The sequence below is a fragment of the Pseudoalteromonas pernae genome (assembly GCF_039831865.1).
Lineage (GTDB): Bacteria > Pseudomonadota > Gammaproteobacteria > Enterobacterales > Alteromonadaceae > Pseudoalteromonas > Pseudoalteromonas pernae.
Genome location: NZ_JBDODM010000002.1, coordinates 1 through 20,242, shown reverse-complemented (window position 1 = coordinate 20,242; position 20,242 = coordinate 1). Strand labels below are relative to the sequence as shown.

At 45.0% G+C, this 20,242-nt stretch carries 15 protein-coding genes, 7 tRNA genes and 1 rRNA gene; 18 read left to right on the top strand and 5 right to left on the bottom strand.

The features are described from left to right. The first annotated feature begins 24 nt into the window (after positions 1–24). The 4 genes from V1358_RS04175 to V1358_RS04160 all read left to right on the top strand — a co-directional run bounded on the left by V1358_RS04175 (position 25) and on the right by V1358_RS04160 (position 3,042). Positions 25–834 (top strand): ABC transporter permease, encoded by an 810-nt coding sequence (locus V1358_RS04175; protein ID WP_347392710.1) that lies wholly within the window; start codon positions 25–27, stop codon positions 832–834. Then, entirely contained in the window at positions 831–1,742 is a 912-nt protein-coding gene (locus V1358_RS04170) for an ABC transporter ATP-binding protein (protein WP_347392709.1), read from the top strand. The genes V1358_RS04175 and V1358_RS04170 overlap by 4 nt, the downstream gene beginning before the upstream one ends. A gap of 3 nt (positions 1,743–1,745) precedes the next feature. Continuing rightward, a complete protein-coding gene (locus tag V1358_RS04165) occupies positions 1,746–2,120 on the top strand; it encodes a PH domain-containing protein (RefSeq protein WP_347390730.1) in 375 nt (124 codons plus the stop codon). Positions 2,121–2,247: 127 nt separating this feature from the next. Continuing rightward, a complete protein-coding gene (locus tag V1358_RS04160; protein ID WP_347390729.1) occupies positions 2,248–3,042 on the top strand; it encodes a putative porin in 795 nt (264 codons plus the stop codon). A gap of 328 nt (positions 3,043–3,370) precedes the next feature. Here V1358_RS04160 and V1358_RS04155 read toward each other — a convergent pair whose 3' ends face one another. Beyond that, entirely contained in the window at positions 3,371–5,215 is a 1,845-nt protein-coding gene (locus V1358_RS04155; protein WP_347392708.1) for a M2 family metallopeptidase, read from the bottom strand. A 163-nt stretch (positions 5,216–5,378) separates the two neighbouring features. Between V1358_RS04155 and V1358_RS04150 the strand changes: the two genes are divergently transcribed. Continuing rightward, on the top strand, positions 5,379–7,652 hold the full coding sequence (locus tag V1358_RS04150; protein ID WP_347392707.1) for an acyl-CoA dehydrogenase: 2,274 nt from the start codon (positions 5,379–5,381) through the stop codon (positions 7,650–7,652). Positions 7,653–7,813: 161 nt separating this feature from the next. After that, entirely contained in the window at positions 7,814–8,284 is a 471-nt protein-coding gene (locus V1358_RS04145; protein WP_347392706.1) for an energy transducer TonB, read from the top strand. Positions 8,285–8,364: 80 nt separating this feature from the next. Here V1358_RS04145 and V1358_RS04140 read toward each other — a convergent pair whose 3' ends face one another. From V1358_RS04140 to V1358_RS04130, 3 genes are all read right to left on the bottom strand, one after another. Further along, positions 8,365–8,796, bottom strand: a complete 432-nt coding sequence (locus V1358_RS04140) for a DUF2756 domain-containing protein (protein ID WP_347392705.1) — start codon at positions 8,794–8,796, stop codon at positions 8,365–8,367. A 111-nt stretch (positions 8,797–8,907) separates the two neighbouring features. Beyond that, positions 8,908–9,876: a cysteine synthase A gene (cysK, locus tag V1358_RS04135; RefSeq protein WP_347392704.1), complete on the bottom strand. Its 969-nt coding sequence runs from the start codon at positions 9,874–9,876 to the stop codon at positions 8,908–8,910. A gap of 134 nt (positions 9,877–10,010) precedes the next feature. Beyond that, complete coding sequence (locus V1358_RS04130; RefSeq protein ID WP_347392703.1) at positions 10,011–12,359, bottom strand: carbohydrate binding family 9 domain-containing protein; 2,349 nt, start codon at positions 12,357–12,359, stop codon at positions 10,011–10,013. A gap of 209 nt (positions 12,360–12,568) precedes the next feature. On the opposite strand from V1358_RS04130, the gene V1358_RS04125 reads away from it, so the two are divergent. The 11 genes from V1358_RS04125 (at position 12,569) to V1358_RS04075 (ending at position 17,771) form a co-directional block, all read left to right on the top strand. Then, entirely contained in the window at positions 12,569–13,720 is a 1,152-nt protein-coding gene (locus V1358_RS04125; RefSeq protein WP_347390722.1) for a dicarboxylate/amino acid:cation symporter, read from the top strand. A 67-nt stretch (positions 13,721–13,787) separates the two neighbouring features. Beyond that, the gene (gene uvrY, locus V1358_RS04120) at positions 13,788–14,438 is read left to right on the top strand and encodes a UvrY/SirA/GacA family response regulator transcription factor (protein WP_347392702.1); all 651 of its coding nucleotides are present in this window, start codon (positions 13,788–13,790) and stop codon (positions 14,436–14,438) included. Positions 14,439–14,446: 8 nt separating this feature from the next. Continuing rightward, complete coding sequence (gene uvrC / locus V1358_RS04115) at positions 14,447–16,267, top strand: excinuclease ABC subunit UvrC (RefSeq protein ID WP_347392701.1); 1,821 nt, start codon at positions 14,447–14,449, stop codon at positions 16,265–16,267. Between the two features lie 51 nt (positions 16,268–16,318). After that, positions 16,319–16,870 (top strand): CDP-diacylglycerol--glycerol-3-phosphate 3-phosphatidyltransferase, encoded by a 552-nt coding sequence (gene pgsA, locus V1358_RS04110; protein ID WP_347390719.1) that lies wholly within the window; start codon positions 16,319–16,321, stop codon positions 16,868–16,870. A gap of 158 nt (positions 16,871–17,028) precedes the next feature. Further along, positions 17,029–17,104 (top strand) — tRNA-Gly (locus V1358_RS04105). 9 nt (positions 17,105–17,113) lie between these two features. Further along, positions 17,114–17,187: transfer RNA gene (locus V1358_RS04100), tRNA-Cys, on the top strand. A gap of 36 nt (positions 17,188–17,223) precedes the next feature. After that, positions 17,224–17,310: transfer RNA gene (locus V1358_RS04095), tRNA-Leu, on the top strand. Between the two features lie 25 nt (positions 17,311–17,335). Further along, positions 17,336–17,411: transfer RNA gene (locus V1358_RS04090), tRNA-Gly, on the top strand. 41 nt (positions 17,412–17,452) lie between these two features. Further along, positions 17,453–17,539 (top strand) — tRNA-Leu (locus V1358_RS04085). A 50-nt stretch (positions 17,540–17,589) separates the two neighbouring features. After that, positions 17,590–17,665 (top strand) — tRNA-Gly (locus V1358_RS04080). A 32-nt stretch (positions 17,666–17,697) separates the two neighbouring features. Further along, a tRNA-Cys gene (locus tag V1358_RS04075) sits at positions 17,698–17,771 on the top strand. Positions 17,772–18,076: 305 nt separating this feature from the next. Here the strand turns inward: V1358_RS04075 and V1358_RS04070 are convergent. Further along, the gene (locus V1358_RS04070; RefSeq protein ID WP_347392700.1) at positions 18,077–19,489 is read right to left on the bottom strand and encodes an alanine/glycine:cation symporter family protein; all 1,413 of its coding nucleotides are present in this window, start codon (positions 19,487–19,489) and stop codon (positions 18,077–18,079) included. Positions 19,490–20,123: 634 nt separating this feature from the next. Between V1358_RS04070 and V1358_RS04065 the strand changes: the two genes are divergently transcribed. Further along, a 16S ribosomal RNA gene (locus tag V1358_RS04065) occupies positions 20,124–20,242 on the top strand; the annotation flags it as partial.

The following is a 20,242-nucleotide window of genomic DNA, read 5'->3' as shown; positions in this document are numbered from 1 at the left end:
AAATAATAATTAAAAGGAAAACAAATGGATGCATTACGGATTGTGCAGCTAATGAAATTTGAGCTAGCACGGCATTTCCTAACTAAAAAAGCATGGCTCGCGTTGCTGGCTTTTGCGTTGGTGTGGTTGATGATTTATCGCTATGGGGTTTATGAAGCGGTTAATATTTTAGAGCAGCCAGAGTTCGAGCAATTCATTCTCTCCATCTTCGGTAACTTTGGTATGCAGAGTTTGTTGCATTGGCCGGACGCTGAAATGGCGGTGTATAGCCTTATTGCCTCTGTTGCCTTTCCTCCTTTCGTTATTTACCTGTGTAGTGACCAATTTGTAAGTGACCGCGAGCGCGGCACGTTACGATTTTTGTCTTTGCGTGCCACGCGATTAGAAATTGTGTTGGGGCGTTTTTTAGGTCACTGTCTGAGCACGGCAGTGCTTATCGCCATCAGCTTGGTGGGGGTGATCATTCTTGTCGCACTGCGTGACATTAGTATTGTACCTACGGCATTGGGTCACGCCATGACTTACGAATTACTGTTGTTAGTGAATTTAATGCCGTTCATCGCACTTATGTCGTTACTCAATACCGTTGCTAAGTCATCGCGCATGGCGCTCATTTATACAATTTTGCTCTACACCATAGGCATGATAGTCGTCACCTTGTTACAGGTTAAACTCGGCTTGCCTCTGTTTTTTGATTACCTGTTCCCTGGTGAGCCTATCGACCAGATAGTGACGCTTCGTCCTGATGTCGCCAGCGCCATTGTTTGGCCAATTATTCAATCGGCTCTGTTTTTGGGCTTAGGGTTTTACAAGTTCCAGCGAGGTAGTTTATGAGCCTGTTAATTGAAGCAAAAGGCGTGAGTCATTTCTTTGGCTCGAAACAAGCCTTGTCGGATGTAAACATTGAACTTGAATCGGGCCAGCCAATCGCCTTAGTGGGACCCAATGGCGCCGGTAAAACTACGTTATTTAGCCTTATTTGTGGCTACTTGCAGCCAAGCCAAGGGGAAATTCGAGTATTAGGGCACAAGCCTGGCAGTGCCGCATTATTCGGTCAGCTCAGTGCGTTACCACAAGATGCACTGCTGAGCCCAGATTTTAGTGTGGGCGAACAACTGAGCTTATTTGCGCGACTGCAAGGGTTTTCTAGTGCGCAAGCGCGTAAAGAGTGTGAACGTGTACTGGAGTTGGTCGATTTATCGCAGACTATTAATAATCGCCCTAATGAGCTGTCTCATGGCATGAAAAAGCGCGTATGTATCGCGCAAGCGTTAATGGGTGAGCCTAAACTCGTGATGCTTGATGAAGCTACAGCGGGACTCGATCCTGTTAATGCTAGAGCAATTCGAGAGCTTGTAAGTAGCTTATGTGGTCAAACAACCTTTGTGTTGAGCTCTCATGACTTGTCCGAGCTTGAACGTTTATGTGACCGAGTGCTGTATTTGCAACAAGGCAAATTAGTGACTCATGAACTCAATTCACAAGGAGCACAAACCCGCTATCTGACACTGCAACTACGCGAACAAAATGACGATATCATCGCTCATTTGCAAGCGTTAGAGTCTGTTATCGATGTCACCAATAGTCAACGCAATGAGTTTGTTATTGGCTACAATCAGCTAGCAGGTGATGTGGCGATGGATATCAAAGTATTACAGTTGTGCCATGAACGTCAGTGGCAATATCGTGCTTTGGTTAATGGTCACACTTTGGAAAATCAATTATTTGCAACAGGAGCATAACGAATGGGACTTTTTAGTGGACTGATTGGCAATGCCAGTGAAGTAGATGCTGAGAAAATTGATGCCTTATTGGAGGAAATTCTAGCCCCCGGTGAAAACCTTGAAAAAGCATACAAAGTTATTCGTGACTTATTCTTGTTTACTAACAAGCGGTTAATCTTAGTTGATAAGCAAGGAGTGACAGGCTCGAAAGTGGAGGTATTGAGTATACCTTATGGCAAAATTACTAAATTCAGCAAAGAAAGTGCTGGGCATTTTGATTTAGATGCTGAGCTAAAAATCTGGATCGGTTCCGATCCATCGCCGTTAACAAAGAACTTTAAAGCGGGTGACAATATTAACGAGGTCTACAGAATATTATCGCGATACGCTTTGTAAGAAAGTGTCCCTATATCTAACAAATTCTAACAATTAATTAAATTAATCAAAAAGTTAGTTAAGTTATAATTCATTTCAACGGCGCTAGAGTGGCGCTGTCTTAAAGTTAGATATAGGGAAATCTTTTATGAAAAAGCTATCTATTGCAATCGCATCTATCCTTTTTTCCGGTGCAGCTGCTGCCCAGTCTTATCAGTCAATTACCGACTTAGAATATGTGAATTTCGATTCTGATGATTATGTATCATTGCAGAGTAAATACTACTTTGCACCTAAGCAGGTTCTCGGGCCATTAGATCAGTTTGAATATATCAACAAAACCACCAATGTATACGGTGGCATCGCTGATGATGAGTGGGCAACTCAGTACAATGTGGGTGGTGAATACTTCTTCAATAACTTTGTAGTGGGCGCATCTTACGTTAACGCTGACTACGACAATGTGCGTGGTGACCATGATGGCTACACCATGAGCTTTGGTTACCTTGTTAATAAAGACTTATTGTTTAAAGTTGATCGCATTGATTATGAAGGCAGTGATGCCGTTTACTTCTTCTCTGGTCAATATAATCACCAGTTAAATGCGACGGATTACATTGGCTTCACGGCTCGTGTAGATGATGAATTTGATTACCGTGAAGTGTCAGGTAAGTACTTTACTGACCTGCAAAACGGTAACTACCTAACACTAGAAGCGACGGTCATTGACGTTGAAGATGGTGACTTCGGTTGGATGCTTGGCTCAAACTACTACTTCAGCAAAGCAACTTCTGTTTTCGTTAATTTCAGCAAAGATGATGATTATGGTTTCGGTGCTGAGCACTTCTTTACACCGAACTTCTCGCTAACTGCAGGCTACGCCAATAACTGGGACGACAGTAATGAAGACCAGTATTACCTAAAAGCAACAGCGCAGTTCTAAGCAATTAGAAAGCACAAAAAAGCCGCGTTAAACGCGGCTTTTTTGTGTGTGTTATCTAGGGTCTGTTGATCTTTGAAGTATGGATTTTGTTCAAATCAAAGGCGTTCAATGCAAGGAATGGGTTATGTTGCGTAGTGAGCTATGTTAATAGCCCATGACACAGCAGTGTAAGCCTTTGGTTGAACTCTTTGGGTAGCGCCAGTGGGGTATTTTATCGGCGTTATCGCCTGACTTACATAGAATGACTATGCGACGCAGGCTCTGCCTTGTCAAAATACCCCAATGACTGCTGCAAAAACACACGGTAAAGGTCAACAGACCTTAACAATTACCAACCACATTGACGACCTTTGTTTTGTTCATCAAGGTACTTTTGAAGCGGCGCAAAGTAATCGAGGATAGCCGTTGCATCCATTTCCTCTTTACCTGTAATTGTTGCTAACGCCTCTTGCCATGGGCGACTTGAACCCATCTCTAGCATTGCATTTAGCTTCTCACCAGCTTCTTTTGAGTTGTATACAGAGCAGCGATGAATCGCTTCTTTGTTGCCGGCAATTTCACATAGACTGCGGTGGAAATCGAACTGCAGAATGTGCGCTAGGAAATAACGAGTGTACGGGGTATTGCCTGGTACGTGGTATTTCGCACCTGGGTCAAAATCTGCTTCGCTACGTGCGATAGGTGCTTGTACGCCTTGATATTTCTCACGTAGTTCCCACCATGCTTGGTTGTACTGTTCTGGCGTAATTTCACCAGAGAATACTTTCCAACGCCATTGGTCGACAAGTAAACCAAATGGAATGAAGGCAACTTTATCCAATGCCATGCGCATGAGCAGACCAATGTCTTTAGACTCGTCAGGTACTTCATCAAGCAAGCCAATTTCTTTCAAGTAAGCAGGTGTTACCGATAATGCAATGGTGTCACCGATCGCTTCGTGGAAGCCATCATTAGCACTTTCTTGATAGTAAAGTGGTTGAGTGTTGTACGCACGTTGATAGAAATTGTGGCCTAACTCATGGTGGATAACCGCAAACTCTTCACCTGTACGTTGAATACACATCTTAATGCGTAGATCATCTTTGCTATCAATATTCCATGCTGACGCATGACATTGTACGTCACGGTCTTGTGGCTTGATAAATAGTGAACGCTCATAGAAAGTTTCTGGAAGAGGTGCAAACCCCATCGATGTAAAGAACTTCTCGGCACCGCGCACCATTTTGATTTCATCGTAGTTGTGCTTTGCGAGTAACTCCGTGACATCATAGCCAGGATCTGCGTTTTCAGGTGCGACCACATCGTAGATGTTGCCCCATGTCTGCGCCCACATGTTACCAAGTAAGTGTGCAGGAATCGGTTGGTCTTGTGGGACTTTGTCTTCACCATATTTTTCGCCCAGCTTCGCGCGTACGTGGCAGTGTAGTGAATCATAAAGCGGCTTAACCTGACCCCAAATACGGTCTAACTCGTTGGCAAAGTCATCCGCTGGCATGTCGTATTTGCTACGCCACATGGCACCTGTATCTGCATAACCAAGCTCTTGAGCACCTTCATTGGTAAGAACGACTTGTTGCTCATAAAGAGGGCGCATCGGTTTTGACACTTCTCGCCAACCTTGCCACAGGTCAAGTAGCTCATTGTAATCACGACTGGTGGCCATCTTCGCCGTCATGTCGCCTAGGCTTAAACATGTGCCGTCATCTTTACAGTATTTACCTTTACCGTAAAGGCCGCCTAGCTCAGCAACTAACTGAGACAGTTTAGCTGTTTTTTCAGCGTCTTGCGGAGCAGGTAAGGTCAAAGCGAGTTTAAGTTTATCGAGCTTACGACGGGCATCGTAATCGAGCGCTAAGTCATCGAACTTTGCTGCTTCGTTAGCAAGGCGCACCACGGTTTCGGTCATCTTGCGATTAACTTCTGCAGAGAGTTCTGCCGTGTCATGAGTAATAAAGTTAGCGTAAATCCATTCCGCGCGGCTCGCTTCTAGATATAGGGCTTGTAGATCTTTTTCTGTAGCAGCAAGAAAAGCGTCAGCATCCGCGGCAGTTACTTGGGTTTTTTGAACCGTTTTCGGTGCATCTGGCTGTGATGCATCTGAACAGGCGCCAAGGCCCAAAGTAGCGCACACAAACAGTGCAGCAAGGCTTGGCTTAAAAGGCAAAGCAGTCATGAGATTTCCTCTTGTTGTTATTGTCTGGGTATTACACCCACAAAGACGAGCGGAATAATAGCAGTGCTACACGATTTGGTACAATCAAGACGGCGCAAATGATTGTAAATCTTGATGGTTCGTCCATACTGTGGTCTAGGTACAAGTATCAAGGAATTGAACAATGAGTTGGTTGGTTTTATTAATAATTGTTGCGGTTGTGGTGGTGTTGACGGTCAAAGATATCCGTATGAACATCATAACCCGCCCAGTTTTTCAGTGGTTTAAAAAGGCACTGCCGCCGCTTTCTGAAACTGAGCGTGATGCGATGGAAGCGGGAGATATCTGGTGGGATGGAGAACTCTTTCGTGGTAACCCTGATTGGAAAACATTACATCAATACGCAACCACCAAACTCAGCAGTGAAGAACGCGACTTTATCGACAATCAAGTTAGCACGCTATGCGCCATGCTCAATGACGATGAAATCACCAAAAATCAGGATATGAGCGACGAGGTTTGGCAGTACCTCAAGGATGAAGGTTTTTTTGCCTTAATTATCCCAAAAGAACATGGTGGACGTGAATTTTCGGCATTAGCTAATTCGACTATAGTAGCCAAAATTGCTACTAAAAGTTTGAGCGCCGCAGTTACTGTGATGGTGCCCAACAGTTTAGGCCCCGCCGAACTACTATTACACTATGGCACGCTAGACCAACAAAACTATTGGCTCCCTAAATTAGCCTCGGGTGAGGCGCTACCTTGCTTCGCGCTGACAGGACCTAATGCTGGCTCTGATGCCGGGGCGATTCCTGACACAGGCATTGTGTGTAAAGATGAGTTTGAAGGCAAAGAGGTGGTCGGCCTTCGCTTAAACTGGTCGAAACGGTATATCACTCTCGCGCCCAAAGCCACGGTATTAGGTTTGGCATTTAAAATGTTCGACCCCGATGGGTTGCTCGGTACACGCAAAAATATCGGTATTACTTGTGCTCTTATCCCAACTGATCACCCTGGTGTGAATACCGGCGATCGTCATAAACCTATGAATATGGGGTTCCTCAACGGCACCACATCTGGGGAGGATGTCTTTATTCCATTGGAGTGGATTATTGGTGGAGAAGTACAGGCGGGCAACGGCTGGCGCATGTTAGTCGAATGTTTATCAGCTGGGCGTGGGATTTCACTGCCAGCATTGAGTACAGCGACAGGCCATCTAAGCGCACGCACCAGTGGCGCTTATGCTGCTTTGCGTCAGCAATTTGGTGTCTCCATCGGTGAATTTGAAGGCATTCAAGAGGCATTGGCCCGCATTGGTGGTTTGACCTATCAATTGGAGGCAACGCGTATTTTAACGGCCACTGCGATTGACCAAAAACTCAGTCCTTCTGTCATTACCGCCATTGCTAAATATCACATGACAGAAATGGGCCGCCAAACCATCAATGATGCGCTTGATATTCATGCCGGGAAGGGCATCCAAATGGGGCCAAATAACTACCTAGCCAGTTGCTATATGGGCACTCCGGTATCCATCACGGTGGAAGGCGCGAATATTCTTACCCGTAATTTGATGATCTTCGGCCAAGGTGCTATTCGATGCCACCCATACGTTATTGATGAAATGGTGGCAGCCGGCATGGAAGACGGCGAAAAGGGTGTGAAAGAGTTCGATCCTTTGCTTTGCCAACATATGCTTTATAGCGCCACCAATGGTGTAATGACTTTTGTGCACGCACTAACACGCAGTTATTTCGCCAGTGCGCCAGTAGGCGGCGCAACAATGCATTATTATCGTTATCTCAGCCGTTTCTCCCGCGCTTTGGCATTTTGCTCGGATATCGCCATGTTGCGTTTTGGCGGTGAGTTAAAGCGCAAAGAAATGCTTTCTGCACGTTTGGGCGATGTACTTAGCCACCTATACCTAGCGTCAGCTGTGTTGAAACGTTATGAGGATGAAGGGCATCAACATGCTGATTTACCGTTTGTGCAATACAGCGTTGAACGCAGCTTGTATTTATGCGCCAAAGCATTAGACGAATTTATTAATAACGTCGGTGGATTGGCGATTCGTGCGCTACTGAGATTGATTGTTTTCCCGCTCGGTAATCACTTTAAGATGCCAAAAGACGAAGTAGCTAAGTCAGTGGCTCGCCACATGACGCAAGTAGGTGTTGTCAGAGAGCGCTTGACTCATCTGTGCATGGTCGATGAGAACAACGGCACGGCTGTGCTTGAAGAGGCGCTTGAAGCCCAGCATAAAGCCGCTTCAGCATACAAAGCACTTAACAAACTTAAACGCGACAAAGAGATCCGTGGACTTACCGTAATAGAGCTTATTGAAGATGCCAAAGGCAAAGACAAAATCTCTAATGAGCAATATACGTTACTTACTCATGCTGAAGAGTTAAGGCAACGCGTGATTGCTGTAGACGTATTTGCTCCCGGTGAAATTTAGCCCTCAAGCTCGGTTCAACTTATTTAAAAGAGTCACAACAGAGCCAGTGTGGTTAGTCGCACTGGCTTTTTCTAGCCAAGCCCCCCAAACCGATGCTTGCCTTACACCAGTTAACAGGTTAGTTTTTTACAGTAACACTAATAATGAAACATGGAATGTCTATGAAATATCTATATTTAAGTGCCGCGTTAATGGCGCTAGTTGGCTGTCAATCTAACCGCCAAAGCGTACAAGAAAATGAAATTGCACAGGCCGCGCCTAGCAACTCTGCCACCCTCGTTGAACAAATTAAACGATTTCCGCCTCGCTACCCGATAACACAGGCCAAAGCTGGAAAACAGGGTTGTGCGACTGTTGAATACGTGATTACACCGAAAAATGAAGTGAGTGATGTGAAGGTGTTAGACGCCAGTCATGCTGACTTCGCCAAAGAAGCGCAGGCGGTGGTGAGCAAATGGCGATGGCAACAACTGCCAGATGACGCAATTACAGTGCCGACCAAGATACAAACACGATTTGAGTTTTGCCTTGCAGCTCGAAAGGGGCAATGTGATATGGAGAAATTAGTCGCTAAAACTCAATGCCGTGGCACTGAAGATGTTATGGCTTCAATTGGAATGAAAGTTCGATAACAGGTTCGCTTTTACACTCTAAAAAGGGCACCCATCATTTGGTGCCCTTTGCTATAAATTGATGATTAGAGTTTCTTAGGCTAACGCCCGAACGGATCAGCGACAATCTCGGTGATCATCCAGCGTCCACCTTCTTTCACCATCTTTACGCTGCGCATATCATCGACTTTTTTGCCTTGGAATTGCCCAGTAAAAATGAGATTGATGGTTGCCTTGTTGCCAAACTGTTGGCGTACACTCATTTCTGTTCGGTCCAGCTCGATGGTTACTTCATCAAACTGCATATTGACGAGGTTGCGAGCGAATTGCGATGCTGTGCCATAGGAACGCATGATACGCGCAAGCTTCGGGGAGGCATGTTCTGCAGCGCCCTCAAGGTCATTATGATTATACAAAGCATAAAAATATTGGGTGGCGACATAGCCAGGTGAGTTTGGATCGCCAGTGATATTATCACTTTGACCGCAAGCACTAAGAAACAGTGTTAAACAGAGTAAAAATATTCGCTTCATACTATCGGGTATATTTTTTTAATACTGCACTAAAGTGTGAGGCGCATTGCAGAATAAGTAAAGAAAAAGGCGCCAGAGCGCCTTGTTTTTAAGAAAAAAGAATCAGAAAAATTACTGAACGAGCTCTTGGTCGCTGAACTGGTCAGCAAACAATGGGCTAGTTAAATAACGCTCAGCCGAGCTCGGTAAAATCACCACGATGTTCTTATCTGCGTTCTCTGGCAATTCGGCGATACGTTTCGCCGCGGCAACCGCTGCACCTGAAGAGATACCAGCTAAAATACCTTCATTCTTCATCAACTCGTGCGCCATCTCGATAGCTTCTTCGTTGCTCACTTGCTCAACACCATCGATGATTTCTAAGTCTAAGTTGCCAGGAATGAAGCCAGCTCCAATACCTTGAATCTTGTGAGGGCCAGGCTTAACCTCTTCACCAGCCATTGTTTGGCTGATTACAGGTGAATCAGTTGGTTCTACGGCAATAGATTTAACATCCAAGCCTTTTGCTTGTTTAAGGTAGCGGCTTACACCTGTGATCGTGCCACCAGTACCTACACCTGCTACGAAGAAATCAACGTTGCCATCAAGCGCGTCATAGATTTCAGGGCCCGTTGTCTCGAAGTGAATCTTCGGGTTAGCTGGGTTTTCAAACTGCTGCAGTAGAATGTACTTGTCTGGGTTGCTGTCGCGAATCTCTTTCGCTTTCTCGATAGCGCCTTTCATGCCTTTTGGCCCTTCGGTCAGTACTAAATTTGCTCCTAAGGCTTTTAACAATTTACGGCGCTCAAGGCTCATGCTATTTGGCATGGTAAGCGTTAACTTGTAGCCACGAGACGCAGCAACGAACGCAAGGGCGATACCTGTATTACCCGATGTAGGCTCGATCAGTTCTTTGTCTTTGGTCAGTTGGCCAGATTTCTCTGCTTCCCAAATCATCGACGCGCCGATTCGGCACTTAACACTGAAGCTTGGGTTACGGGCTTCGATTTTCGCGTACACGTTACCTGAAGTGACACGATTGAGCTTAACAAGAGGAGTGTTTCCGATTGAAAGCGAGTTATCTTCGTAAATTTTTGACATGTTCAATACCTAGCTAGTTTACCGCTGTATTTATAATGTCTTAACTTTACTCGCAAATGCGTAAAACTAAAGGAAAGATTGGCTATAAGATATAGCCAATCGGTTATAACGAACGGGTATAAAAATGCCGTTATCTATAAAATCCAAGCGTAGCTGAATTTCGCGAATAGCGTGCGTTGATTTTTACGAATACTCGACAAGTCATCATCTTGGTAGCCGTTGTCTGAATAGCCCAAAAATACAACACTTTGCGGATTAAGTTTGTATGAATAAAGCAACTGTGTGCTCAGCGATTTGTAGCGCTCGTCAACGTTAGCGATATAGTTATCTGCATTGCGCTCGATGTCGGTGTGAATCACGCTCAAGCGCAAGAAACTATTTAAGTTAAACTGATAGCTCAAACGAATATCACTTAAATTGGCCGTGAAAATATCATCACCGGTTGTTGTTTCAAGCTCTTCAAAGGTATGACGCACACGCACGTTGAGGTGTTTTGTGGCGTTGTAATTAAGGGTGGGTCTAACGTAAAAGCGCTCGGCTGGACGATTGTTAGCGAGGTCAACTTTGTTGCCAAAACGGATGTCGATATCCGTGTTTAGACCGGCTGTTGGTTTAAAGCCCGCAAAGAAGATGATTTCATTTTCATTGAAGCGATCTGCGTTGCCCTCAATAACAAGACAGCTTGGGTCATGACGTAGACCGCGGCGTTCTCGACTGATTGCGCCCAGCTCTATAAAGCTTTGCAATGGACCGTCCACCATAACAGACGTTTGCGCTTCTTTTTCTAGCAGCTCACCCGCCTCGTTATGGGTGATATCCCAATCGGTATACCAACGGGTGCGATTCCACCAGGTAGTTTCATCGCCATACCAGCGATATTCGCCGCCACTGGTCCACTTGTTGAAGTCAGTTTCCGCGAGGAAACCTAAATCGGCGCGTAATCCAGCGCTACGATTATGGAAGTTACTAAACACGCTGTAGTACTTGGTATCATGATTAAGGGCAACAAAGTAGCCGTGGCCATCGTAATCACCGTCTTTTACTCGCAATAATGCTTCTGAGTAACTGCAGTCATATCTATTCGAACAAGGAGTAATGGCTTCTTTGGCACACTCTTTTGAACTATCACATAAGCTATTGATAAATGCGTCGCTGTAGCTGCTGTTGGAACCCATTAACTGTACTTGTAAGGTAGTAAAGTCACTGAATTTGTATTTGCTATCTATGCTCACCAAAGCGTTATGGTAATCGTCTGATGAGCGCGCAGTAATGTTGGTGCCAATCGACAATGACTTACTGCTATCGTACCGATACCTAAATGCCGCAGAGTGAGATTTGTCATCCAAAGACACTAAAGATGAACCTAAATTACCGGGAATGATAACGTTGGTGTATTCATCGTCACTGACAAACGCAGCCACAGTATGACCGTTATTGCTTCCCGTTAATTTAGCGCCAAAATTTGGGCTGGCAATGTTTCGGGTATAAACCAAGTTTAGATTTGATGAAAAATAGTCGGCGTTGTCTAAAAAGAAGCTGCGCTTTTCATCAAAGAACAGGCTAAAGCTATTGTTTATGCTGAGCTGGGCAACGTCAGCTTCAACTTGAGAAAAGTCGGGATTAAGCGTGGCATTGAGCGTTAAATCAGGCGTGATACCCCACTTTACATCTAAGCTCGGCTCGATGTTATTGTCTTTGTCCCAGTCACTTTCATCCGCTTTGACGTCGCGTGATTGGTCTTGGCTAAGTACTAAAGAAGGCACCAGCGTGAGATGATTACTTTGACGTGCTTTGGCAAACCCTTGTGTTTGCGGCATTTGGCAAATCCAGCAGTGGTTAGCGTGGTCAATCTCCATACTAGAAATACGTAAGCGTTCACTGCGCGGATAAAAGCGCACAAATTCCATCTGCAAGTTTTTAAGCGCATCAACGTCGTCGAAGTTAAACATGCGCATTGGGAGTGCTAATTCAACCTGATAACCCGCTTCAGTTATGATGCCAGCGCTGTCCCAAATGCCATCCCAAGCACTGCTTTCAGACTTGTTTATCTCATTTTCAATGGCGTCGTGCTGCACACCCAATGGGTTAACGAAAAACTGATAAGCAAGTTGCGAACTGCCATAGGTGTCAATCTTGATCCCGACCATGTCGTCATCCCACGCACTGTCTCTGTCTTTGTAGAATGCACGGATATTTTGCGGTTCATGGTCATTGGCAACGAACGCTACATACAAGGTATGCGAGTCCTCGTAGATTAACGCATAGGAATCTACAGGAGCGGGGAGGTTCTCATAAGGCCAAGTGATATTGTTAATGGGGACGCGTTTAGCCTGTTGCCAATGTGGCTCATCTAGTTGTCCATCCACCACGATAGGTTCGCTGATAAATGGAATTGTATGGGTTGTCCCAGTGGCAAGGGAGTTCGCACTGACAGTGATGCCTAAAGCGGCGAATGCCGATGTGAAAAATTGATTTAATTGCACGACGAATTAATTATTTGTTTATTTTGCAGCGTTTTAACAGGGCTAGCACTGGGTTTCAAAGGTTTTACGTTCAGTTACTGTTCAGTACGATGAAATGAGCTGCTTGCTCACGGAATGAACGTTTGTTAAATACTTGGTCTTTTTTTGCGTACTTCACTGCAAAAAGATGGTAAAACAAGGGCAAATAAAACCAATACTAGAAAGTAGCAATGAAACTCATCCTAAAATTAATAGCCGGTATCTTATTTGGTATGGCCATTGGTGCATTTGCACCACATGAAGTTGCGCGTGTTTTATACACAGCTAAAGCCCTGATTGGTGAACTGATAGGCTTTACTATTCCCCTGATTATTTTGTTCTTTATCTGTTCGGGTATAGCCGGTTTACCTAAAGGTGCCAACCACCTACTAGGCAAAACGGTTGGCTTCGCATATGGCTCAACAGTAATTGCAGGTACACTTGCGGTGCTTGTGATGTTGTGGGCTGCACCTATGTTGACAGGCACGGTTAATTTTTCAGGCTCAGAAGAAAGTGCACTTAAAAGTTTCATTGATATAGAAATACCGCCATTGATGGGCGTGATGACGGCACTTGTGACTGCGTTTACCTTTGGTATCGCGATTAGCCAGCGTCAATTAACGGAATTACAGACTGTGGTTGACCAAGGCCGCGACGTTATTGATGCGCTTTTAGCGCGCGTTATTATCCCTGCACTACCGTTTTACATTGCAGGTGTGTTTGCTGACATGACTGTGGCCGGCACCGTGGCGGAAACTTTGCAGACCTTCGCTGTGGTATTGGCGATTGCATTAATTATGCATTGGCTGTGGTTAACTGTTTTGTATGTTAGCACCGGTATTTTACTGAAACGCTCGCCTTTAGAATTAATTAAAAACATGCTGCCTGCTTACCTTACAGCGTTAGGCACTATGTCGAGTGCCGCGACTATTCCTGTGTCGCTACAATCGAGTAAAAATAACGGTGTGAAGGAAAATATCGCTAACTTTAGCGTGCCTTTGTGTGCCACTATACACCTGTCTGGCTCAACGATTACTATCGTTACCTGCGCCATGGCTGTAATGGCTTTGTCACCGAGCCTTGAGTTAGGTGGCTTCATGCAAATGTTACCTTTCGTATTTATGCTGGGCATCGTAATGATCGCTGCGCCAGGTGCACCAGGTGGTGCGGTAATGTCGGCATTGGGCTTATTGACTAGTATGCTGGGCTTTAATGATGCAGCTATTGCACTTATGATTGCTCTGTATTTAGCTCAGGATAGTTTCGGTACTGCTTGTAATGTAACCGGTGACGGTATCATAGCATTGTGGGTAGACCGTTTTTCTGTTAAAACAGAGGCTTGAGAAAATATTTACAGGTGTGCACGTAGTATAAGGAGTCACTCGTGCACAGTGAAAGAGGGTTATCCTGTTGATTAATGTATTGCTTGTAGACGACCATGAATTGGTTCGCACTGGAATCAAACGCATCCTCGATGATGTGCGTGGCTTTAAGGTCATTGGTGAAGCAAAGACAGGCGAAGAAGCGGTGACATTTTGCCGTCAAAACGAACCAGACATCGTTCTTATGGATATGAACATGCCTGGTATCGGTGGTTTGGAAGCGACTAAGAAGATCTGTCGTTACTGTCCAGATGTGAAGGTCATTGTACTTACGGTACATTGTGAGGATCCGTTCCCAAGCAAAGTGATGCAAATCGGCGCGCATGGGTACCTCACTAAAGGCGCAGGCCCAGAAGAAGTGGTTAACGCGATTCGCGCAGTAAATGCCGGCCAACGTTATATAGCGCCAGAAATTGCGCAACAAATTGCGCTGGCGCAATTCAGTGGCCGCACTGATGAAAACCCATTCCAAACGCTTTCTGATCGTGAGCTTCAAATCATGCTGATGATCACTAAGGGCGAAAAGGCTCAGAGTATCGCTGAGAGATTAAATTTGAGCTCAAAGACGGTTAACAGCTATCGCTATCGTATTTTTGAAAAGTTGGCTGTGAACGGTGACGTTGAGCTGACACATTTGGCCATTCGCCATAAAATGATAGATATCGATAGCGATCATTAATAACTTCTATGTCCTTTGCCGCTGATCAGTTTTTAAAAACGGTCTCTGAAGAACCCGGCGTTTATCGCATGCTCGACTCTGAAGAGCAGGTGATTTACGTCGGTAAAGCTAAAAACCTCAAAAAGCGCCTTTCCAGCTACTTCCGCAAGACAGGGCTTGATGCGAAAACGCAGGTATTGGTTCGCAACATTTGCAATATTGAAGTGACGCTGACCAACACCGAAACAGAAGCGTTACTGCTTGAAAATAATCTGATTAAAAAGTATCAGCCTCGTTACAATATTTTGTTGCGAGACGATAAATCCTATCCTTATATCTTGCTCACAAAACATCAGCATCCGAGATTGGCTTTTCATCGTGGTGCTCGCAAAATAAAGGGCGAGTACTTCGGTCCTTTCCCAAGCAGCAGTGCGGTATCCGATAGCCTGCGTTTGATGCAAAAATTGTTTTCTGTGCGCCAATGTGAAGACAGTTACTATAAAGCACGCAGTCGCCCTTGTTTGCAGTACCAATTAAAACGTTGCAGTGCGCCATGCGTTGGCAAAGTCAGCGATGAAGATTATGACCAAGAAGTGAACTTTGTGCGTAAGTTCCTAGGTGGCAAATCACAAGAAGTCATTACTGAACTGGTCAATAAAATGGAACAGGCCAGTCAAGACTTAGCTTTTGAAAAAGCCGCCAAATATCGAGACCAAATTCAATTGCTGCGCAAGGTCCAAGAGCAACAGTCAGTTTCTGGTAAGCATGCTGAGTTAGATGCGATTGGTTATTGCAATCACAATGGCCTAATTGCTGTGCACATTCTTATGATTCGCGACCACAAAGTGCTTGGTAGTAAGACGCTGTTTCCAAAAGTACCAAAAGATTCCTCCGATGATGAAGTGCTTACTTCGTTTATTGCACAGTACTATTGTACGCCTGGTGCAACTGGGCGTATTGCCAAAGAGTTAATCTTGCCGTTTGCTATCACAGAGCAACAAGAGTTGGCTGAGGCGATGACTGAACTCAAGTCTTCAACAGTGAAGCTGTCGCTGGTGCACAGAGGCGAGCGTGCCCAATACTTACAATTAGCAAATAAGAATGCGCAAAGTAGCTTGGAAGTACAGCGAAGTACGCAAGACTCCATCAATAAGCGTTATGCACTGCTTAAAGAAGCACTGCATTTAGACGATATCACCCGAATGGAATGCTTCGATATCAGCCACACTATGGGTGAGAACACGGTTGCTTCATGTGTGGTGTTCGATAGTCAAGGACCAAACAAATCTCAATATCGTCGCTTTAACGTGACAGGTATCACCCCCGGTGACGATTACGCGGCAATGGCTTTTGCGCTGAAAAAGCGTTATGGGAAGCTGACCGACGAAAGTAAAATCCCCGATGTGATATTTATTGATGGTGGTAAAGGCCAGCTAAATCAAGCGGTGGAGTTCTTCAGCGATTGGCCATTTGCCAAAGAGCCGCTGTTAGTGGGTGTCGCAAAAGGCACTAGCCGAAAACCTGGCCTTGAAACTTTATTAATCGATGCGGGACGAAAGACGGTGTCTTTGAGTAGTGATTCACCTGCATTGCACCTTATTCAACATATTCGCGATGAATCGCATCGATTTGCAATTGCTGGGCACAGAAATAAACGCCAAAAACAGCGTAACCAATCAATGCTGGAAGAAATCAGCGGCGTAGGACAAAAACGTCGCCAAGCGTTATTAAAGTATTTGGGGGGAATGCAAGGAGTTAAAAACGCAACCTTAGAACAATTGAGCCAAGCTCCAGGGATCAGTCAAGCCATGGCTGAAAAGATATTTAACCATTTGCATGACAAGGCATAGCCCTTCGTGCGAATATTAAAAAAAAGTAGACGCTAAGAACGCCTAGTAGTTATGTGGAACATTCCCAATACGTTAACAACCTTTAGGTTGTGCCTAATCCCAATATTTTTAGTTATTTTTTATTTACCTTACCAGTGGGCGTTTTTTGCTGCAGCGTTTGTGTTTTGGTTGGCTTCTATTACTGATATCCTCGATGGTTATCTGGCTAGACGCTTAAACCAGTCGACGCCGTTTGGCGCATTCCTAGACCCAGTTGCAGATAAGGTCATGGTCAGTGCAGCTTTGGTATTGCTTGTTAGTTACTACCAATCTGTTTGGATGACTGTTCCTGCGGTTATCATCATTGCTCGCGAAGTGATCATTTCAGCACTGAGGGAGTGGATGGCAGAGCAGGGCAAACGCAATGATGTGGCAGTATCGCAGTTAGGTAAAATCAAAACTGCGGCACAAATGCTCGCGATCATCGGATTAATTTGGCAATTCCAGCCGTGGATGGTGTCCCTTAGTTATGCATTACTCTATATTGCTACCATCCTGACGTTTGGTTCAATGGTGCAATATTTGCTCGCTGCAAGGGAAAGTTTGTTCGCAAATAACGACTAAATGTATAATTACACACCGTTTTAGATAAAAATTAAGCAAACGATTCAAAACTGATATTTTTTGTGTTGACGCGTTTAATAATCTCTGTAGAATGCGTCGGTGTTGAGAGGGCGCTAGCCCAATCAAAGTGAAACAAGAAGCTTCGTTTCTTGTCAGGTGCGAGTATAGCTCAGCTGGTAGAGCGCGACCTTGCCAAGGTCGAGGTCACGAGTTCGAACCTCGTTACTCGCTCCAAACTTTGATGGCGGAATGGCAGAGTGGCCATGCAGCGGATTGCAAATCCGTCCACCTCGGTTCGACTCCGGGTTCCGCCTCCATTTTCTCAACGTTTCCACATGCGAAAGCAACCCGATGCCCGGGTGGTGGAATTGGTAGACACAAGGGATTTAAAATCCCTCGCTGGTAACAGCGTGCCGGTTCAAGTCCGGCCCCGGGCACCATTGACTATTTAGTCAATTAGGAATTGCGAGTATAGCTCAGCTGGTAGAGCGCGACCTTGCCAAGGTCGAGGTCACGAGTTCGAACCTCGTTACTCGCTCCAATTTCTTAGCTTTGCATGTATGACTCTTGAGTCGTCCATCCGCCCGGGTGGTGGAATTGGTAGACACAAGGGATTTAAAATCCCTCGCTGGTAACAGCGTGCCGGTTCAAGTCCGGCCCCGGGCACCATTTTGGCGCTTTAGTCTATAGGAATAATGAGGGCAAACCTCATCTGGAACGCGAGTATAGCTCAGCTGGTAGAGCGCGACCTTGCCAAGGTCGAGGTCACGAGTTCGAACCTCGTTACTCGCTCCAATTTCCTACTTTCATGCTAAAATCACAGTTATGGCGGAATGGCAGAGTGGCCATGCAGCGGATTGCAAATCCGTCCACCTCGGTTCGACTCCGGGTTCCGCCTCCATTATTTATTTTCTCCCCATACAATCTTCACAACACATAATCTCCATGTTCAATTTCAGATTTACTCAACAGCTAATTGTCGTCGGTGGCATCGCCATTTTCTGTATCCCACAGCTAACTCAATTTATCTGTGTGTAATGACTAACATTATCCAAGCTAAGCAAGCACCAGAATGACTTGTACAATCATGTAAGGCTGTATAAGGGGTTAACGTTTATCTAGGCGTTTATTTATGTGCGGTAAGTAGTTTTTACGGGCAAAAAAAAGGAGCCCGAGGCTCCTTTAGATTCGAGTATATTTAACTGATCACCACGCTTGTGGGTCGACTTCTTTAGCTAATTTAGGGTGTTTTGATTTATCAAATGTTGGTATTAGCCCCTGCTGACGTTGTTGTTGATAGTCTTTGGTCAACCAAATAACCACACCCGAGAGCATAAATAGCGCGACAACGTTCACGATAGCCATCAAGCCCATTGAAATGTCTGCTAAAGTCCAAACCAACTTAAGTTCGCCTAGTGAGCCAAACATCACCATAGCTAACACCAATAAACGGAAAATCAGCAATCCTTTTTGGTGGTTGTGCTCCAAGAACATTAGATTCGTTTCTGCGTAAGAGTAATTCGCCACAATTGAAGTAAATGCGAAAAATAGAATCGCGATTGCGACGAAGACAGCGCCCCATTCGCCAACGTGAGTAACTAGTGCTTCTTGTGTTAGTGCGATGCCCGTGAGTCCTGATCCAGCCTCAAGTTGGCCAGACAATAAAATTAACGCAGCGGTGGCAGAGCAAATAACAATGGTATCGATAAATACACCGAGCATTTGCACGTAACCTTGTGATGCTGGGTGAGGTGGATTGGGTGTTGCTGTAGCCGCAGCGTTCGCGGCACTACCCATACCCGCTTCGTTTGAGAACAATCCGCGTTTGATCCCTTGGATCATAGCCTGCATAACACCGTAACCTATTGCACCTGCTCCGGCTTGTTCGATTCCGAACGCGTGTTCAATGATCATCATAAATACGCCAGGTAGATGCTCAGCATTAATTGCACATATATAAAGTGCAAGTAGCAAATAGGTAAGGGCCATAAATGGCACTACTACTTCAGCAAAGCGAGCTATGGTTTTTAATCCGCCAAAAATAATAAAGCCTGAACCTAAAACGAGGGCAATACCGATGGCATAGTGTGGGATATCAAACGCAACGTTAAAAGCGGCGGCAATTGAATTGGCTTGCACCGCATTGAACACAAGGCCAAACGCAAGAATAAGACACAGTGAGAATAGTACGCCCATCCAACGCTTGCCCAATCCTCTTTCCATATAATAAGCAGGGCCACCACGGAAGTTACCTTCTTCGTCCTTTACCTTATATGCTTGAGCGAGGGTGCTCTCTGCAAAACTTGTTGCCATACCAATGAGTGCAATTAGCCACATCCAAAAAATAGCACCAGGCCCACCTAAATAAAGTGCAACACCTACACCCGCCATGTTACCTGTACCGACACGCGCGGCGAGCGAAGTACAAAAAGCTTGGAAAGACGAAATCCCACCTTCAGCGCCTTCACGGCTGGTGAACATGACTTTAAAAGAGTAACCAAAGTCCCGAAATTGAATGAAGCCGAGGCGAATGGTAAAAAATAAACCAGCAGCTATTAATAGATAGATGAGAACATGCCCCCAAATGAGGCCGCTAATTGCGTTAGCGATGTCGGTCATAATAATGCACCCTTTGAACGAATGACGAAACGAGTAATAAAAATTGTGCGGCAATCTAGCACATACGCCAGCAAACGTTTAGTAAAAGGAAGGTTTTAGCCAGTAAATGGGTGCTTATCCACAGATAATTGTGGGTAAGTAGTGTGTAATATGTATGTAAATTGCAGATCTGAATTTATTTCGATTTTCTTTAAAAAAGGACTTGCGTCAAAATCGTTTATCCCTATAATGCGCATCCACCGACACGGCGGACTGCTTACAAACAAGCAATACGAAGTGAAGGTTAAGTCAAGTAAAACTCAGTTTTAAGAAACTTTAAATTTTCTCAAAATTAAGTGTTGACAACAAAACAGGGTTGAGTAGAATGCACAGCCCTCGAGACGCGAAAGCAACTCGAAACCGGGTAACCGGATTGTTCTTTAAAAATATGAAGCAATCATCTGTGTGGGCACTCGTACAGGTTGAGTTCTAACAGCAGATTCTAGTTCGCTAGATGACGCAAACAAATTTAGAGTCTCAATTGAACTGAGTGACCAACGGAAACAAGTTTACTTGTTTCAGCACAGTCAATTCGATTCGAAAGAATCAAAATCAGAATTCAATGAGCGCCGAATCTTCGGATTCACAAAACTTTTAATTGAAGAGTTTGATCATGGCTCAGATTGAACGCTGGCGGCAGGCCTAACACATGCAAGTCGAGCGGTAACATTTCTAGCTTGCTAGAAGATGACGAGCGGCGGACGGGTGAGTAAT

What these genes read in the sequence shown, in the direction of transcription:
- V1358_RS04175 (WP_347392710.1), top strand. Translation starts at nt 25, where the DNA reads ATGGATGCATTACGGATTGTGCAGCTAATGAAATTTGAGCTAGCACGG.
- V1358_RS04170 (WP_347392709.1), top strand. Translation starts at nt 831, where the DNA reads ATGAGCCTGTTAATTGAAGCAAAAGGCGTGAGTCATTTCTTTGGCTCG.
- V1358_RS04165 (WP_347390730.1), top strand. Translation starts at nt 1,746, where the DNA reads ATGGGACTTTTTAGTGGACTGATTGGCAATGCCAGTGAAGTAGATGCT.
- V1358_RS04160 (WP_347390729.1), top strand. Translation starts at nt 2,248, where the DNA reads ATGAAAAAGCTATCTATTGCAATCGCATCTATCCTTTTTTCCGGTGCA.
- V1358_RS04155 (WP_347392708.1), bottom strand. Translation starts at nt 5,215, where the DNA reads ATGACTGCTTTGCCTTTTAAGCCAAGCCTTGCTGCACTGTTTGTGTGC.
- V1358_RS04150 (WP_347392707.1), top strand. Translation starts at nt 5,379, where the DNA reads ATGAGTTGGTTGGTTTTATTAATAATTGTTGCGGTTGTGGTGGTGTTG.
- V1358_RS04145 (WP_347392706.1), top strand. Translation starts at nt 7,814, where the DNA reads ATGAAATATCTATATTTAAGTGCCGCGTTAATGGCGCTAGTTGGCTGT.
- V1358_RS04140 (WP_347392705.1), bottom strand. Translation starts at nt 8,796, where the DNA reads ATGAAGCGAATATTTTTACTCTGTTTAACACTGTTTCTTAGTGCTTGC.
- cysK (WP_347392704.1), bottom strand. Translation starts at nt 9,876, where the DNA reads ATGTCAAAAATTTACGAAGATAACTCGCTTTCAATCGGAAACACTCCT.
- V1358_RS04125 (WP_347390722.1), top strand. Translation starts at nt 12,569, where the DNA reads ATGAAACTCATCCTAAAATTAATAGCCGGTATCTTATTTGGTATGGCC.
- uvrC (WP_347392701.1), top strand. Translation starts at nt 14,447, where the DNA reads ATGTCCTTTGCCGCTGATCAGTTTTTAAAAACGGTCTCTGAAGAACCC.
- pgsA (WP_347390719.1), top strand. Translation starts at nt 16,319, where the DNA reads ATGTGGAACATTCCCAATACGTTAACAACCTTTAGGTTGTGCCTAATC.
- V1358_RS04070 (WP_347392700.1), bottom strand. Translation starts at nt 19,489, where the DNA reads ATGACCGACATCGCTAACGCAATTAGCGGCCTCATTTGGGGGCATGTT.